The sequence below is a fragment of the Streptomyces sp. NBC_00376 genome, from assembly GCF_036077095.1.
Classification (GTDB): Bacteria; Actinomycetota; Actinomycetes; order Streptomycetales; family Streptomycetaceae; genus Streptomyces.
Map to the genome: position 1 here is coordinate 8,235,659 of NZ_CP107960.1, position 16,496 is coordinate 8,252,154.

The window sequence follows — 16,496 nt, forward strand, 5'->3', positions numbered from 1 at the left end:
TAGGCACGACTTTCGCTGCTCACAAGGCATCTGCTGTTCGTTCATCGGCATAAGTACATGCCAAGTCGCCAGAAAACAAAGGTGCTTGAGCCCTTGACACTCCCAATCCCTGTCACGACTCTGCTCTGCAGACCACTGAGCGAGGAGCAGTTCGATGCTGACGATGCAGGGTGTGTCCAAGAGCTTCCTCGGGGTGCGTGTGCTCGATGGGGTGGGGCTCGACCTCGAAGCCGGGGAAGTGCATGCCCTGGTGGGGGAGAACGGCGCCGGAAAGTCGACACTCATGAAGATCCTCGCGGGCGAGCACTTACCCGACGAGGGGACCCTCACCATCGACGGCACCGCCCACTCCTTCAGCCACCCGGCCCAGGCCCAGGCCGCCGGGGTCGGCATCATCCACCAGGAGTTCGCGCTCCTGACGCACCGCACGGTCGCCGAGAACGTCTTCCTCGGCCGCGAACCGACCAGGTACGGCCTGGTCGACCGACGCGCCATGGAGCGGCGCACCGCCGAACTCCTCGCCGAACTCGACGAGACCGGCATCGCCCCGCGCACCCCCGTCCACGAGCTGTCCGTCGCACGCCGGCAGACCGTGGAGATCGTCAAGGCCCTCGCATCGGACGTCCGCATCCTGGTGATGGACGAACCCACCGCCGCACTCGCCGACCACGAGGTCGAGCGACTCGGCGCCCTCGTGCGCCGCCTGACCGCCCGCGGAATCGGCATCCTGTACATCTCGCACCGGCTTCGCGAGGTCTTCGACCTCTCGCAGCGCATCACCGTCCTCAAGGACGGCCGCCGCGTCACCACGCTCACCACCCGTGAAACCGACGCCGACACGGTGGTTTGCGCCATGGTGGGACGGGAGCTCGGCGCCTACTACCCGCCCCGGGCCGGCCCGGAGGAGCTCGGCGAGGAGCGGCTCACGGTGCGCGGCGGCGGCAACTCCAGGATTTCCGGTATCGATCTGACCCTGCGGGCCGGCGAGGTCGTCGGCGTCGCCGGCCTCCAGGGCTCCGGCCGGACCTCCCTGGCCCGCGCCCTGTTCGGCGCCGCCCCCTTCACCACGGGCACCATGACCGTCGGCGGGGAGCCGCTGCGCCCGGCGAACCCCCGGGAAGCCGTCCGGGCCGGGATCGCCCTGGTCACCGAGGACCGCAAGGGGGAGGGCCTCGTACTGCACCAGTCCGTGGCCGACAACGCACTGCTCGTGACCCGTGCGGTCCCGGCGCGCGGCGGACCGGCCGCACGCCGCGAGGTGACCGCGCTGCTGGAGCGCGTACGCCTCCACGCCCACGGCGAGGACCAGCAGGTCCAGTACCTGTCCGGCGGCAACCAGCAGAAGGTCGTCATCGCCAAGTGGCTCGCCGCCGGCCCCCGGGTGCTCCTCTTCGACGAACCGACCCGCGGCGTCGACGTCGGCGCCAAGGCGGCCATCCACACCCTGGTACGGGAACTGGCCCGCGAAGGCCTCGCCGTACTCATCATCTCCTCCGAACTGCCCGAGCTGATCGGCATGAGTGACCGCGTCCTCGTCATGTCCCAAGGCCGCCTCGCCGGCGAACTGCCCGCCGGAGCCCCGGAAGAGGCGGTCATGCGCATCGCCACCGGCGGTGGCCCCGCCACGGAGGGAGCAGCATGACCGCACTCCGGCCCGGCCTCGAAACCCGGCCCCGCACCGCCCCGCCCCGGACGGCCCGCCTCCGCCTCACCGGCCCGGTGGCCGGGGTCTGGCTGGCCGCCCTCGCCGTCACCGTGCTCGGCTGGATCACCGTCGCGGCCCGCGGCGGGGACTTCCTGACCGTGACCAACGTGGTGACGATCCTTCAGAACTGCGTCGCCCTCGGCCTCGTGGCCGTCGGCCAGTCCGTCGTCATCCTGACGGGATCGCTCGACCTCTCCGTCGCCTACCTCATCGGCCTCGGCACCCTTGTCGCCGCGGAGACGATGGAGAGCGGCAGCGTGCTCGTCGCGGTCATCGCCGTCCTCGCCCTCAGCGCCGCCGTCGGCCTGGCCAACGGGCTGATCGTCACCGGCCTCAAGGTCAACGCCTTCATCGCCACCCTCGGCACCGCCTTCATCCTGCGCGGCTGGATCGAGGACAACTACACCGGCCCCGCCGGCAAGGTCCCCGCCTCCTTCCAGCACCTCGGCTACGACCGGATCGGACCGGTCCCCGTCTCCCTCTTCCTCCTCCTCGCGGTCGCCGCCGCCCTGTGGCTGATCACCCGCCGCACCCGGCTCGGCCACCACATGTACGCGACCGGAGGCGACGAGCACGCCGCCCGGCTCTCCGGCGTCCGCACCCGGCGCACCGTCGTCACCGCGCACCTGCTGTGCTCGCTCTGCGTCGGCGCGGCGGCCCTCTTCCTCGCCGCACGGCTCGGCGCCGGCGCTCCCTGGGCGGGCACGGAGGCCCGCTACGACCTGGAGTCCATCGCCGCCGTCGTCCTCGGCGGCACCGCGCTCGCCGGCGGGCGCGGGGGAGTGGCGGGCACCCTCGGCGGAGTACTCGTCCTCGCCGTGCTCGACAGCGTCTTCAACCAGCTGTCCGTGGACCCGTTCTTCAAGAACGTCGTCCGGGGCGTCGTCATCATCGCGGCCGTCGCCCTCTACGCCCGAGGCCGCCGCACCCCGAAGGAGCGGACCGCATGACCACCGCCCAGGCGCCCGCCGGCCGCCGCGCACTGCGTGCCCTCACCACCGGCACACCCGTCTACCTCCTGCTCGTGGTGCTCCTGGCCGCACTCGCCCTCACCGACCCCGGCTTCTACGAACCCGACCGCTTCCTCGCCTTCGTCAAGCGCGCCGCCCCCCTCGTCATCCTGGCCGCCGGCCAGTACCTGGTCATCGTCTGCGGCGAGTTCGACCTCTCCGTCGGAGCGATCGTCACCGCCGGGGTGGTCGTCGCCGCCGAACTGTACGGCTCGTTCCCGGCCGCACCCTGGCTCCTGGTCACCGCGGTCCTGCTGCTCGCCGGAGCCCTCGCCGGACTCGTCAGCGGACTGATCACCACCCTGCTGCGCGTGCCGTCGTTCATCACCACGCTCGGCATGATGCTGATCCTCGAAGGCGCAGTCTTCTTCTGGACCGGCGGTTCGCCCCACGGCTCCCTGCCCGCGGAGTTCCGCAGGCTCGGGCGCGGCACCGCGTTCGGCTGGCTGCCGTGGGCCGTACTCGCCTGCGTCGTCGCGGGCCTCCTGGCCGTACGCCTGATGCGTTCCGACTTCGGCCGCACGCTGCTGGCCACCGGCGACAGCGAACGTGCCGCGGCGCTGGCCGGCGTCCGGGTCGCACGCGCCCGGACCATCGCCTTCGTACTCTCCGGCGTCGCGGCCGCGCTCGCGGCGGTACTGGTCGGCGGGTTCTCCGGCGTCTCGGCACAGGCCGGCCGCGGCTACGAGTTCGAGGCGATCACCGCCGTCGTCCTGGGCGGTGTGGTGCTGGGCGGCGGGCGGGGCTCCGTCGTCGCGGCGATGGCCGGGGCGTTCTCGCTCCAGGCACTGTTCACCCTGCTCAACCTCCAGGGCGTCTCCGGCGCCCTGGAATCGACCGTGCAAGGCGTCATCGTCATCGCCGCCGTCGCCATCGGCGCAGCCGACTGGTCCCGGCTGCGCCGCGGCAACCGATCCCCGGGAGCGAAAACCTCATGAGTACGCGAAAGCTCGGACACCTCCTCGCGCCGGTCGCCGCCCTGCTCGGTGCGGCCCTGCTCGCGGGCTGTACCAGCGACGCACCGCCCGACGCGCCCACCGCCGGAGCGAGTGGCGGCACGGGCGACCCGGGCACCGGCAAGCAGTCGGAGTTCTTCGACCGGGCCGAGTACGACCGTCAGCTCGGCCTCGCCGAGGTCACCCCGCAGGGGCCCGCCGGAAAGCCGTGGGAGCAGATGCTCCGCCCGGAGCTCGTCGACACCGGTCAGTACAAGAAGAAGGGCTCCGGCGGAATCCACCTCTGCTTCTCCAACGCCGGGGTCTTCAACCCCTGGCGTCAGGTCGGCCTCAAGAACATGCGGGCCGAGGCCGCACTCCACAAGGAGATCACCGAGTTCACCGTTCTCGACGCGCAGGGCAAGGACGACAAACAGATCTCCGACATCCAGGAGCTCGCCGGCCGGGACTGCGACGCCCTGATCGTCTCCCCGAACACCACGGCCACCCTCACCCCCGCCGTCGAGCAGGCCTGCGGCAAGGTGCCGGTGATCGTCTTCGACCGGGGCGTCGAGACCGACTGCGCGGTCACCTTCATCAACCCGATCGGCGGCTACGGATACGGGGCGGTCGCCGCCGACTTCCTCGTCGGGAAGGTGAAGCCCAAGGGGAAGATCCTCGCCCTGCGGATCTCCCCCGGCGTCGATGTGCTGGAGACCCGCTGGTCCGCGGCGAAACTCGCGTTCGACAAGAGCGGACTCGACGTCGTGGACGTGAAGTTCACCGACGGCGACCCGGCGAAGACCAAGGCGATCGTCACCGACGCCCTCACCCGCAACGGCGACATCGACGGCGTCTGGATGGACTCCGGAGCGACCTCCGTCGCCGCCGTCGAAGCCTTCGAGGACGCCGGCAAGGACGTACCGCCCATCACCGGCGAGGACCAGCAGGACTTCCTCCAGGCCTGGAAGGAGAAGAAGCTCACCGCGATCGCCCCCTCGTACCCCACCTTCCAGTGGCGCACACCGGTCATCGCCGCGCTGAGGATCCTCAAGGGGCAGCAGGTCCCCAAGGAGTGGAAGCTCCCGCAGCCCACCGTCACCCAGGACACCCTCGACCAGTACTACAAGCCCGGCATGCCGCCCCTCCACTACGCGATGTGCGGCTGCGAGAACCTGCCCGGATTCCCGGAGAAATGGGGAGGCAAGAAGTGAGCGTCGCCTTCCCGATCGGTGCCAACCCGTGGATCTGGCATTCGCCGGTGACCTACGAAACGCTCGGTGACGTGCTGCCGAAGCTGTCCGCTTGGGGCTTCGACTGCGTCGAGATCCCGCTGGAGAACGAACGGGACTGGGCGCCCGCGTCGGTGGCCAAGCTCCTCGACGCCTCCGGTCTCGCCCCCGCCGCGGTGATCGCCGTCATGCCGCCCGGCCGCGACCTCGTCCGCACCGAACCGCAGACCGTCCGGGTCACCCAGGACTACCTGTACCGGTGCGTAGACGCCGCCGAGGCCCTCGGCGCCCCCACCGTCGCCGGACCCATGTACGCGGCGGTGGGCCGCACCTGGCGGATGGACCGCGCCGAACGCGCCGCCGCCTACGAGGAGTTGCGGGAGAACCTCGTGCTGGTAGTCGAGCATGCCCGCGCGGCGGGCGTGCGGCTCGCGGTGGAACCCCTCAACCGGTACGAGACGAGCCTGCTCAACACCGTGGACCAGACCCTCGAAGCGCTGACCGGGCTCCCCGAGAGCACCATCGGCCTCGCGCTCGACGTTTACCACCAGAACATCGAGGAACGTTCGCTGCCCGGCGCCGTGCACCGCGCGGCGGGCCGCATCGTCCACGTCCAGGTGTGCGCCGGCGACCGGGGCACACCCGGCGCCGACAGTATCGACTGGCCCGGCTTCCTCGCCGCGCTCGCCACGTGCGGCTACTGGGGCCCGCTCTGCATCGAGTCGTTCACCGCGCACAACGATGCCATCGCGGTCGCCGCCTCGGTCTGGCGGCCGCTCGCCGGCACCCAGGACAGCATCGCCACCGACGGCCTGGCCTTCCTGCGGCAGGCCCTGAGCGCTGTCCCGTAATCCACCCCCCTTGCCCCGCTCGTCCGCAACCCGCAGAGAGGACCCGCTCGTGAGCCGTCACCGATTGCGCTGTCATGTCCGTGACATGCGGCGTACGTTCATCGCGCTGGTGGGCGCACTGCTCCTCGCGCTGACCGCACTGCCCGCCTCCGCAGCCACCACCGGCAAGGCACCTGCCTTCCGCGCCCTGCTCTTCACCCGTGCCGTCGGCTATGTACACGCCTCCATCCCGGCCGGCATCCAGATGTTCAAGGAGGAGGCCGCCGCGGGCGGCTTCGAGCTCGTCGAGACCGCCGACCCCGCGGTCTTCGACACGGAGAAGCTCAAGGACTTCGACGTCGTCGTCATGCTGCAGAATTCCGGCATGGTCTGGGACACCGACGCCCAGCGCGAGGCGATGCAGGCCTATGTACGTGGCGGTGGCGGCGTCGTCGCCCTCCACAACACCCTCGACATGGGTATCGAGGAGACCTTCCCCTGGTGGGACGAGGCCATCAACGGCGGCGTCCACATGCCCGCCCACTCACCCGGTGTCCTCCAGGGCACCGCCAAGGTCGCCGACCGCGTCCACCCCTCCACCGCAGGACTCCCCGAACGCTGGGAGCGCCCCGAGGAGTGGTACAACTTCGACCGGAACCCCCGCGGCGACGTCCACGTCCTGGTCACCGCCGACGAGACCACGTACAACCCCGGCGGCTCCGCCATGGGCGCCGACCATCCGATCTCCTGGTGCCGCAACACCGAGGGCGGCCGGGTCTGGGCGACCGCCATGGGCCACGACACCGCCTCGTACAGCGAAGCCGCCTTCCGTACCCACGTCATGGGCGGCGTCAGGTGGGCCGCCGGCAACAAGCCCGGCGACTGCGGCGGCACCGTCTGGAGCGGCTACGAGAAGGTCGCCCTGGACGACAACACCGCGGACCCGATGGAACTCGACGTCGCCAAGGACGGACGGGTCTTCTACGTCCAGCGCAGCGGCGAGATCAACATCTACGACCCGGCGACCCACGCCACCACCACCGCCGGAAAGCTCGACGTCTACACCGGCGGCGAGGACGGCCTGGTCGGCATGGAGCTCGACCCGGACTTCATGAAGAACCACTGGATCTACCTCTACTACGCCCCCGCGGGCGCCACCGAGGACGTCAACCGGCTCTCCCGCTTCACGGTCAAGGGCAACACCCTCGACGCCGCCAGCGAGAAGAAGCTCCTCGACGTCCCCGCCTACCGCGACCGCAGCTTCCCCGAGCCCGGACACACCGGAGGCGCCGTCGAGTTCGGCCCCGGCCGCACGCTCTACCTCGGCGTCGGCGACGACACCCCGCCCAACCTCGACCCGAACTGGCAGGGATACGCCCCGCTCGACTGGCGCGAGGGCAAGCAGATGCTGGACGCCGCCCGCACCGCAGGCAACACGAACGACCTGCGCGGCAAGATCCTGCGCATCAAGCCGAAGGACTCCGGCGGCTATACCATCCCCAAGGGCAACCTCTTCGCCCCCGGCACCGCCAAGACCCGGCCCGAGATCTACGCGATGGGCTTCCGCAACCCGTTCCGCTTCACCGTCGACCCCAAGACGGGCTACGTCCACGCCTCCGACTACGGTCCGGACCGCGGACTGCCCACCACCGACCGAGGCCCCGAGGGCCTAGTCGAGTACAACGTCATCAAGAAGGCCGGCAACTTCGGCTGGCCGTTCTGCCACGGCAACAACCAGGCATACGCCCCGTACAACCCCGACACCAAGGAAGTCGGCCCCAAGTTCGACTGCGCCAACCCGGTCAACCCCTCGCCCAACAACACCGGCCTGACCCAGCTACCGCCCATTCAGCAGCCGGAGATCTGGTACGGCTACGGCGCCTCCGAGGAATTTCCCGAGGTCGGCAGCGGCGGCTCCGCCCCGATGAGCGGCCCCGTCTACCACTACGACGGGAAGAACCCGTCCACCACGAAGTTCCCCGCCTACTTCGAGGGCACGAGCTTCTTCTACGAGTGGTCGCGCAACTACGTCAAGGAAGTCCGCTTCGACAAGGACCAGAAGGTCCTGAAGATCAATGACTTCCTCTCCACCCAGAAGTTCAACAAGCCGATGGACATGACCTTCGGGCCCGACGGCTCGCTCTACGTCCTCGAATGGGGCAGCTCGTTCGGCGGCGGCAACAACGACTCCGGGCTCTACCGCATCGACTACGCCCAGGGACAGCGCGCCCCGGTGGCCAAGGCCGCCGCCTCCGCCACCGACGGCCCCGTACCGCTGAAGGTCGACTTCTCCAGCGAGGGCAGCAACGACCCGGACGGAGACGCGCTCAGTTACGCCTGGGACTTCGACGGCGACGGCACCTACGACTCCACGGAGGCGTCCCCCAGCCACACCTACACGGCCAAGGGCGACTTCGCCGCCCAGCTGAAGGTCACCGACTCCACCGGCAAGTCCGGCTACGCCAACATCCCCGTCACCGCGGGCAATACGGCACCCAAGGTGACCATCGAATTCCCGGTCAGCGGCAAACTCATCGAGTTCGGCGACAAGATCCCGTACAAGGTCACGGTCACCGACCCCGAGGACGGCCCGGTCGACTGCTCCAAGGTCACCGTCAACCCGGCCCTGGGCCACGACGACCACGAGCACCCCACCACCGACATCCCCGGCTGCGAGGGCACCGTGGACACCGGTGATCTGGGCGGCCACCCCGAAGGAGCGGACCTCACCTACGTACTCAACGCCAAGTACACCGACAAGGGCGGCGACGGCGTCTCGGCCTTGACCGGGTACGGCCGCGCCGTGCTCCAGCCGAAGCACAAGCAGGCCGAGTACTACGACGGCCAGTCCGGCACCCGCGTCGTCGCTCAGGAAGGAGCCGAGAACGGCAAGCGGATCGGAGACGTCTCCGACGGCGACTGGGTCGCTTTCGACCCGATGAGCGTCGAAGGCGTCGGCACGGTCAGCTACCGGCTGTCCTCACCCTATGGGGTCGGCGCGATCGAACTCCGAGCGGACTCCGCCGACGGCCCGCTGCTCGCCACCACCCCGGTCCCCAATACGGGCGGCTGGGACAACTACCAGGCGACCCCGCCCGTGCCCGTCCAGGAACTGAAGGGAACCCACAAGCTGTACCTCGTCTTCACGTCCCCGCAGGACAACTCGTTCGACGTGGACGCGGTGGACTTCAAGAGCCCCTGACCGTACTTCGGCGAGCTGCGGGTCCGGTGTGTCGGCACCGGACCCGCAGCACGCACCCCCCTGGCAGGGTCAGCGGGTGCCGACCGCGGCACGCACGGCCCTGCGGGCCATCGCGCAGTCGTCGTGCAGCCGGCGCAGCAACAACCGCTGTTCCTCGCTCGACGACAGTGCACCGGGACGCTCCTGACCGGCGCCCGAGGCCGTCGAATCCCGCATGGCCCGCTGGACGGCCGTCTCGTACGTACGGATCTCGCGGGTCAGCACCAGCATGAGGTTCACCAGGAACGCGTCCCGCGCGGCGGGTCCGTTGGCCTGCGCCAGCTGGCTGATCTGACGTCGCGCCGCCGGTGCGTCACCGAGGACCGTCCAGAGCGTCGCCAGGTCGTAGCCGGGCAGATACCAGCCCGCGTGCTCCCAGTCCACGAGCACCGGACCCGTGGGCGACAGCAGGATGTTGGAGAGCAGTGCGTCACCGTGGCAGAACTGCCCCGTGCCCTGCCGGCCGCCCGCGTGCGCCAGACCGTGCAGCAGCTTCTGCAGATCGCCCAGATCCCGGTCCGTGAATAGCCCCAGCTCGTGATAGCGCGCGATCCGCGAGGCGTAGTCGAGCGGGGCTTCGAACAGCCCCGGCGCCGGCCGCCAGGCGTTGATCCGGCTGATCGCGCCCAGCGCGGCCCGGATATCGGCACGGGGCGGAGCCTCCGAGGGATGCCGGGTCAACGCGGCCACCCGGCCGGGCATCCGCTCGATCACCAGGGTGCAGTTCTCCGGATCGGCCGCGATGAGACGCGGCACGCGCACCGGCGGACGGTGCCGGACGAACGCACGGTATGCAGCTATTTCGTGACGGAACCGCTCCGACCACGCGGGGGAGTGGTCCAGTAAACACTTGGCGACCGCGGTCGCCCGGCCGGTGGAGCCGACCAGCAGCACCGAACGACCGCTGCGGCGCAGCACCTGGACCGGGTTGAACTCGGGGCAGATCCGGTGCACCGAGGCGATCGCCATTCTCAGCTGCGCCCCCTGCGCGCCGGACAGGTCCAGCCGGCCGCTGAGCGGCGGGCCGACCATCCCGGCCGGCCGTCGCGGCCGGACCGTGCCGGGCGCCGGGGGAGCGGCGTGCGGGGAGAGGTACGGACCCCCGCCCGCCCCCAGGGGACGGAGCGGCCGGGGCGGGGCGGTCACGGAGGACGATGCTGTGTACATGGGCGAGACAGATCCCTTCGCGCGCCGACAAGTTGCGTGCACCGCCCCGGCCGGCGGCCGTTCGGCACCCTGGGGAGTACCTAGGGCTGCCGGGCGGGGTGGCGCTTTCCTACCTGACACCGGCAGGCGGGTGGCAGACCAACTGGCGGACCCTGGCGAACCCTGGCGAATTGTCGCAAGGCCTCTGACAGGGGGTTACTGTCAACACAGCCGAGAACCTGGGGGCTTGACGTGACCGGAGAACCCAACACCCGCCTGTCCGACCTGTTCGGCCTCGCCGGCTGGTCCAAGGGCGAACTCGCGAGAATGGTGAACAGAAAAGCGGCGGCCATGGGCCACCCGCAACTGGCCACCGACACCTCGCGGGTGAGGCGTTGGATCGACATGGGGGAGTCCCCCCGCGATCCCGTGCCCAAGGTGCTGGCTGCCCTGTTCACCGAGCGACTCGGTCGTGTCGTGACCATCGAGGACCTCGGGTTCGGCCGACGCGGGCGTGTGGGGAAACGGCGGGAGGCCGGGACGCAGGACAATCCCGACGGACTGCCGTGGGCGCCCGAGCGGACGGCAGCGGTCCTCACCGAATTCACGGGAATGGACCTCATGCTCAACCGACGCGGCTTGGTGAGCGCGGGCGCCGCGCTCGCCGCAGGATCGACCATCACCGGCCCCATGCACGACTGGCTGCACTCCGACCCCGTACTGGCGGCCGACGCTCCACGGATCGAGGACCCGCTGCACGCGGACCCCGCTGGTTTCGACCGGTACGAGGCCGCGCCCATCGGGTCCGACGAGATCGAGGCGCTGGAGCGGTCCGTCGAGGTGTTCCGCGCCTGGGACGCCTCACGGGGCGGCGGACTCCAGCGCAAGGCCGTGGTGGGCCAGCTCAACGAGGTGGGCGGCATGCTCGCCTACCGCCACCCCGATCATCTCCAGCGCCGGCTCTGGGGCGTCGCGGCCAACCTCGCGGTGCTCGCGGGATGGATGTCCCACGACATCGGCCTCGAACCGACCGCCCAGAAGTACTTCGTCATCGCGGCACACGCGGCGCGCGAGGGCGGCGACCGCCCCCGCGCGGGAGAGGCGCTCTCCAGGGCGGCACGTCAGATGGTCCACCTGGGCCGTCCCGATGACGCCCTGGACCTGATGAAGCTCGCCAAGTCCGGCTCCGGGGACATGGTTCTGCCCCGCACCCAGGCGATGCTGCACACCATCGAGGCCTGGGCACAGGCATCCATGGGCCGCGGCCAGGCCATGCGGCGCACGCTCGGCAAGGCCGAGGAACTCTTCATCTCGGACAAGAGCGATGTGCCGCCGCCCAGCTGGATGCAGCTGTTCGACGAGGCGGACATGCACGGCATGCAGGCCCTGGCCTTCCGCACGCTCGCCGAACACGACCCGTCGGCCGCGATCGTGGCGCAGCGCCACGCCAAACTGGCGCTGGAACTACGGGCCAACGGACGCCAGCGGTCCAAGATCTTCGACTACATCTCGCTCGCCTCGGCCTGCTTCATCGCCGACGATCCAGAGCAGGCCGACCGGTACGCGCGGCTCGCCCTGGTGACGATGGGGGAGACCTCCTCGCACCGCACCTGGGACCGGCTGCGCGAAATGTACCGGCTCACAGGCCAGTTCGCGGGCTACGCGAAGATCAAGGACCTGAGAGAGGAGATCAAGCTCTCCCTGCCGCAGAACTCCAGCATCAAGCAGCGCAGGCGATCGTCGGAGATCTGACCTGCGGGCGCCGCGACGAAGGGGCGCCGAGCACAGACCGTCCGACCACCGGCCTTCCGGCCACCAGCTGTCCGAGCATCGCACCCGTAGGCGGGCACGCCCTCCTGCGTACCGCGCCGTGTCCGGCGTTCCGCGGTTGTCCGTGCCCTGTACGTGTCGAGCCGTGCGCTACGCCCCGACGCGGGCGATCAGCACGCAGGCGTCGTCCAGGCGCTCGGTGCCGCCGAACTCCGCGACGACGGTCCGCAGGCACTCCTGTGCCGAAAGGGCCTGCGTGAAGCGCGGGGCCAGAGCCAGCAGTGCGTCCGGGCCCGCACCCCGGTCGCTGTGACGGTTCAGCCCGTCGGTGTGCAGCACCAGCACGTCACCGGGCAGCAGGTGCACTTCGTCCTGCTCGTACGCGACCCCGGAGGCCGCGCCGAGCAGGACCCCGTCCGGCGCGGGCAGCGGACGCCCCACTCCGTCGCGGAACAGCAGCGGTGCGGGGTGTCCGGCCTGCGCCCAGGTGAGGGCGCCGGTGGACGGATCCAGAAGGCAGCACACCGCGCTGCCGAGAGCAGGTTGGACGGAGGACTCCAGTAGCTGATTGAGATGCCCCATCAGGGCGCCCGGCTCGATGCCGGCCACGGCCATGCCACGCAGCGCGCCCAGCAGCAAAGCCATGGCCGAGGTGGCCTGGATGCCATGACCGGTCAGATCACCGACCGTGAGCAGGGTCCTGCCGTCCGGCATTTCCAGCGCGTCGTACCAGTCGCCGCCGATGAGTGAACTCGACTCCGACGGAAGGTAGTGCGCCGCGATGTCCAGGGCGCCGGGCCCCTGCGAGGGAAGCCGCAGTGAGCCACGCCAGGGGGGGAGCACGGCCTCCTGGAGCTCGACCGCCAGGCGGTGCTCGGTCTGTGCCCGGTGCTCCCGGCTGCGCAGCGATTCATGGCTCCGGCGCACCGCCTGCTGGCTGCGCCGCACCTCGCTGACGTCGCGCAGCACCGCCCACATGGAGGCGGTGCACCCGTTCGAATCGAGGACGGGCTCGCCCATCATGTGGAGAGTGCGCATCCGGCCGTCGGTCCGCGTGATGCGGAACTCGCCGTCTATCGGCTTGCCGTCCACCAGGCAGTCGGTCACCAGGGCGGTGAGCAGGGGCTGGTCCTCGGGAAGGAGCATGGACGGGAGCTCGTCCAGCGAGAGCGGTCCGGCGGCGGGGGGCCTGCCGAAGATCTGGAACAGTTCCTCGGACCAGCTGACCTCGTCGGTGAGCAGATTCCACTCCGCGCTGCCCACCCGGCCGATCAGCGATCCCGGCTTCGAACTGTCGTAAGGCTCCTGCGTGCTTCTCGCGGCCGCGTCCTGCAGGTCCTGCGCCGTTGGAGGGGCCACGGTCTCCGCGAGGTGCTGCGCGGTTCCGGGCGGCAGGCCCTCCTTGAGCTGACCCAGGTGTGTGCCGAGGTCGTCGAGATGGTGGACCGCCAGATCGCAGAGCGCCCGCTGCCAGCGCAGCTGCGGGTCCTCCTCGTCGATCAGCACCGTGTCCCGCCGCACGGCATCCACATCGCCACGGAGCCGAAGGGTCCGGTTGATCAGCGCATCGACGGTATCGCGCTCGGGTGGCTGTGGGGCGGGGCGGTCCGCGGACAGATGGGACGGCATCTCGTACTCCGATACAGGCGCGGCACGACCAGGTCTGAAAGGTGGACCGAAGACGACTGTTGCACAGCCTGCGGGAGCCCGTAAGGGATTTGGCAACACTCGAGACGTTGTTGCTTCCGGCATATGCCATGGGCTGCGGATGACGCCGTTCCGTCGAACACCTTTGCCATCGACGGACGTTGGCGCAAGTCATCCGGTGTGTGAGGACGGTTGTGCGCCCGAGTGCGCCGGTCCGCCGCCGCGCCTCCGGCCCGATCGGGGGCATATGCGAGGCGCCACTGGCCGTGCGGCGGGAATGCGGCAGTGGCTCACCATGTTAAGTGACCAGAACGAAAACGACACCCATTCTCACCAAAGGGGATGGGGTCGGCATGGAAGTCTGGAGGCGCCCATGGCCCGCAGTGAGACCCGTCCCGTCGTCACTCTCCGGTCGACGGCCGGAACGGGGCAGAGCTATGTGACGCGCAAGAGCCGCCGGAACAACCCCGACCGGCTGGTGCTGCGCAAGTTCGACCCCGTGGTGGGACAGCACGTGCTCTTCCGTGAGGAACGCTGAGCGCGGATCCGTCGGGAAGCCGCATTCCGTGCCGTGGATCACAGTGCGGGGTGCGCGTTTCCGGGAACGGGGCGCGGTGGTTTATCGTTCACCTATATGTGGATGTCGCGCACCGCGCCCACCTATGAGCCGCCCCGGCTGGATTCCCCCGATCCGGCCGGGGCTTTCCTCTTCTCTGGACATCGTCGCAGGTCAGCGCTTGGACGCCGCTCTGCGCGCCCACTCGATGAGCAGTGCGCCCGCCGCCGGCACCACCGCCACCGCCGCTGCCGCGTCAGACCATAGGCGTACGGCCAGCGCGGTCACGGCGGCGCCCGCCACGACCGCCGCCAACCGGCCGGCCACCCAGCGGTCCCCCTGCTCCCATGACCGCAGAGCCGCCCGGCCGGCGAGGGAGGTGAGCGTGCCGGTGAAATAGTTGGTGGGTGTCGCGCGGATCCGGCCCTGGATGCCCATGGCCACGGCGATGAGCACCAGCAGCCCCAGCCGGTCCCCGTCCGAAGTGATCAGCCCCAGCGCCCACAGCACGGCCCCCGCCGCCAGCAGGGCCACCTCCACCAGCAGCATCACCGGCAGTGACCACCGCGACCGATCGCTCATCCACGCACCGCAGCCGACGCCGACGGCGTAGGCGCCCAGCGCGGTGACCACCCGCAGCGCCACCCCTTGCTCCCCGCCACCGGCGGCAGAGGCGCCCAGCAGCACCAGATTCCCGGTCATCACCCCGGCGAAGACCTGGCCGACGCAGATGAAGACGAAGGCGTCGGCCGCCCCGGAAGCGGCCGACAGAAGCAGAAGGGCCCATTCGCCCCAGGGGCCGGGCCCGGCGTGGCGGGTGGGGGCGGAGGGGTGCGTGGGAGTGGACACGCCTGCATTCTCGGTTCGGGCCCGGACCGCCGCCATGGGTGAGCCCGGCGGTCCGGGCGCCGTGAGCGGCACGCGGCACCCGTTCGGTCCGTGGCCGATTGCGGGGCATCCCCGCCCGGCCCAGCGTGGGGGGACGTCGTACGAGCCGACGGCGTACGGATCACCCGCCGACGAGGAGCGACATGGCCGACGCCCAGTGGAGTCCGGGCCCGAGGGCATGGGCCGCCGCCGAGTGGCTGCCCGTGCTGGACGTCATCGAGCCGCCCCGACAGCGCCGGCTCACCGTGCTGGTACGGCTGCTTCTCCTGATCCCGCACTTCATCGTGCTGTTCCTCCTGTACATAGCGGCCGTGCTGACCGTCATCGTGGGGTGGTTCGCCGCACTGTTCCTGGGGCGGTTGCCCGAACCGGTCTTCCGTTTCCTCGCCGGATTCCTCGGTTACCAGGTACGGGTCGGCGCGAGCAGCATGCTGCTCGTGGACCGCTATCCGCCGTTCACCCTCGATCCGCCGCCGGACTACCCGGTCCGGATCGAGGTCCGGCCCACCGCCCTCAATCGCCTGGCCGTCCTCTTCCGCCTGATCCTGATGATTCCGGCGGCCGTCGTGCAGGGCCTCGTCATGTCCGGCTGGTGGGCGGTCGCGATCGTCTGGTGGCTGATCACCCTGATCCTGGGACGCATGCCGCGCCCCCTCTTCGGGGCCACGGCCGCCGTGCTCCGCTACGAACTGCGCTTCGGCGCCTACGCCATGATGCTCACCCCGGCCTACCCCAAGGGCTTCTTCGGCGACGACGACCTCTCCGTACCGCAGCGGCAGACACGTTCCGCCACACGGCCCCTCGTCATGAGCGATGCGGGGAAGGGGCTGCTCATCCTGTTCCTGGTGCTCGGGGTGGCCACCGCCATCACCACGTCCACCACGACCACTTGGTCGAACGAGCCCACCGACAGCATGTGAAAGCTCCTGAACCCTGTCCGGTGCCAGCGCGGACGAGGCGTGATCACGTCATGACATGGACAGCACCTGAGGTTGTGCGCACATCCGGTTCACTCGTGGCCGAGGAGCGCGAGATGCTCACCGGCTGTCTCGCGTGGTTCCGCAGTTGCCTGCTGCACAAGTGCGCGGGCCTGACCGGGGAGCAACTCGCCGAACAGACCGTGGAGCCGTCGAACCTCACCCTTCTCGGACTGATCCGCCACATGGCGAAGGTCGAACGTGTCTGGTTCCGGGAGCGGTTCGCCGGTCAGTCGTTCGACTCCATGTACGACCCGGAGAAGGGCAAGGACGCGGACTTCGAGGACCTGGACCCGCCCCGGGCGGCCGAGGACTACGCCCGTCTCGTCGAGGAGTGCCGGCTCGCGGACGAGATCGTCGCCAAGGCCTCGCTGGACGACACCTTCGTCCACGGCGGCGAGGAGTATTCGCTCCGGCTGATCCACCTGCACATGATCGGTGAGTACGCGCGCCACACCGGCCACGCGGACCTGGTGCGCGAGCGCGTCGACGGTGCGACGGGCTGGTGACGCCGCGCTGAGCGGGGCCCGGCGCGGCCGAGTGTGCGCGGAGGACGTAC

General features: G+C 70.2%; 13 protein-coding genes. 10 read left to right on the forward strand and 3 right to left on the reverse strand.

Annotated elements, in window-relative coordinates:
• Positions 1–154 precede the first annotated feature (154 nt).
• From OG842_RS36880 to OG842_RS36905, 6 genes are all read left to right on the forward strand, one after another.
• Complete coding sequence (locus OG842_RS36880; RefSeq protein WP_266734612.1) at positions 155–1,642, forward strand: sugar ABC transporter ATP-binding protein; 1,488 nt, start codon at positions 155–157, stop codon at positions 1,640–1,642.
• The gene (locus tag OG842_RS36885) at positions 1,639–2,655 is read left to right on the forward strand and encodes an ABC transporter permease (RefSeq protein ID WP_266734611.1); all 1,017 of its coding nucleotides are present in this window, start codon (positions 1,639–1,641) and stop codon (positions 2,653–2,655) included. Before OG842_RS36880 ends, OG842_RS36885 begins: the two co-directional genes overlap by 4 nt.
• Complete coding sequence (locus tag OG842_RS36890; RefSeq protein ID WP_266734609.1) at positions 2,652–3,653, forward strand: ABC transporter permease; 1,002 nt, start codon at positions 2,652–2,654, stop codon at positions 3,651–3,653. Before OG842_RS36885 ends, OG842_RS36890 begins: the two co-directional genes overlap by 4 nt.
• Complete coding sequence (locus OG842_RS36895; protein ID WP_266734608.1) at positions 3,650–4,864, forward strand: ABC transporter substrate-binding protein; 1,215 nt, start codon at positions 3,650–3,652, stop codon at positions 4,862–4,864. The genes OG842_RS36890 and OG842_RS36895 overlap by 4 nt, the downstream gene beginning before the upstream one ends.
• The gene (locus OG842_RS36900; protein WP_266734606.1) at positions 4,861–5,733 is read left to right on the forward strand and encodes a sugar phosphate isomerase/epimerase family protein; all 873 of its coding nucleotides are present in this window, start codon (positions 4,861–4,863) and stop codon (positions 5,731–5,733) included. The genes OG842_RS36895 and OG842_RS36900 overlap by 4 nt, the downstream gene beginning before the upstream one ends.
• Positions 5,734–5,818: 85 nt before the next feature.
• Positions 5,819–8,914 (forward strand): ThuA domain-containing protein, encoded by a 3,096-nt coding sequence (locus OG842_RS36905; RefSeq protein ID WP_266734604.1) that lies wholly within the window; start codon positions 5,819–5,821, stop codon positions 8,912–8,914.
• A gap of 69 nt (positions 8,915–8,983) precedes the next feature.
• Here OG842_RS36905 and OG842_RS36910 read toward each other — a convergent pair whose 3' ends face one another.
• The gene (locus OG842_RS36910; RefSeq protein WP_266734602.1) at positions 8,984–10,120 is read right to left on the reverse strand and encodes an aminoglycoside phosphotransferase family protein; all 1,137 of its coding nucleotides are present in this window, start codon (positions 10,118–10,120) and stop codon (positions 8,984–8,986) included.
• 231 nt (positions 10,121–10,351) lie between these two features.
• Between OG842_RS36910 and OG842_RS36915 the strand changes: the two genes are divergently transcribed.
• Positions 10,352–11,851, forward strand: a complete 1,500-nt coding sequence (locus tag OG842_RS36915) for a DNA-binding protein NsdB (RefSeq protein WP_266734600.1) — start codon at positions 10,352–10,354, stop codon at positions 11,849–11,851.
• Between the two features lie 168 nt (positions 11,852–12,019).
• Here OG842_RS36915 and OG842_RS36920 read toward each other — a convergent pair whose 3' ends face one another.
• Entirely contained in the window at positions 12,020–13,498 is a 1,479-nt protein-coding gene (locus OG842_RS36920; RefSeq protein ID WP_266734598.1) for a PP2C family protein-serine/threonine phosphatase, read from the reverse strand.
• Positions 13,499–13,889: 391 nt separating this feature from the next.
• Between OG842_RS36920 and rpmG the strand changes: the two genes are divergently transcribed.
• The gene (gene rpmG, locus OG842_RS36925; protein ID WP_124721937.1) at positions 13,890–14,054 is read left to right on the forward strand and encodes a 50S ribosomal protein L33; all 165 of its coding nucleotides are present in this window, start codon (positions 13,890–13,892) and stop codon (positions 14,052–14,054) included.
• A gap of 192 nt (positions 14,055–14,246) precedes the next feature.
• Here the strand turns inward: rpmG and OG842_RS36930 are convergent, their stop codons facing one another.
• On the reverse strand, positions 14,247–14,921 hold the full coding sequence (locus OG842_RS36930; RefSeq protein WP_266734596.1) for a YoaK family protein: 675 nt from the start codon (positions 14,919–14,921) through the stop codon (positions 14,247–14,249).
• A 182-nt stretch (positions 14,922–15,103) separates the two neighbouring features.
• Between OG842_RS36930 and OG842_RS36935 the strand changes: the two genes are divergently transcribed.
• Both OG842_RS36935 and OG842_RS36940 read left to right on the forward strand, forming a co-directional pair.
• Complete coding sequence (locus tag OG842_RS36935; RefSeq protein WP_266734594.1) at positions 15,104–15,880, forward strand: DUF4389 domain-containing protein; 777 nt, start codon at positions 15,104–15,106, stop codon at positions 15,878–15,880.
• Positions 15,881–15,930: 50 nt separating this feature from the next.
• The gene (locus OG842_RS36940; RefSeq protein WP_266734593.1) at positions 15,931–16,446 is read left to right on the forward strand and encodes a DinB family protein; all 516 of its coding nucleotides are present in this window, start codon (positions 15,931–15,933) and stop codon (positions 16,444–16,446) included.
• Positions 16,447–16,496: the final 50 nt, after the last annotated feature.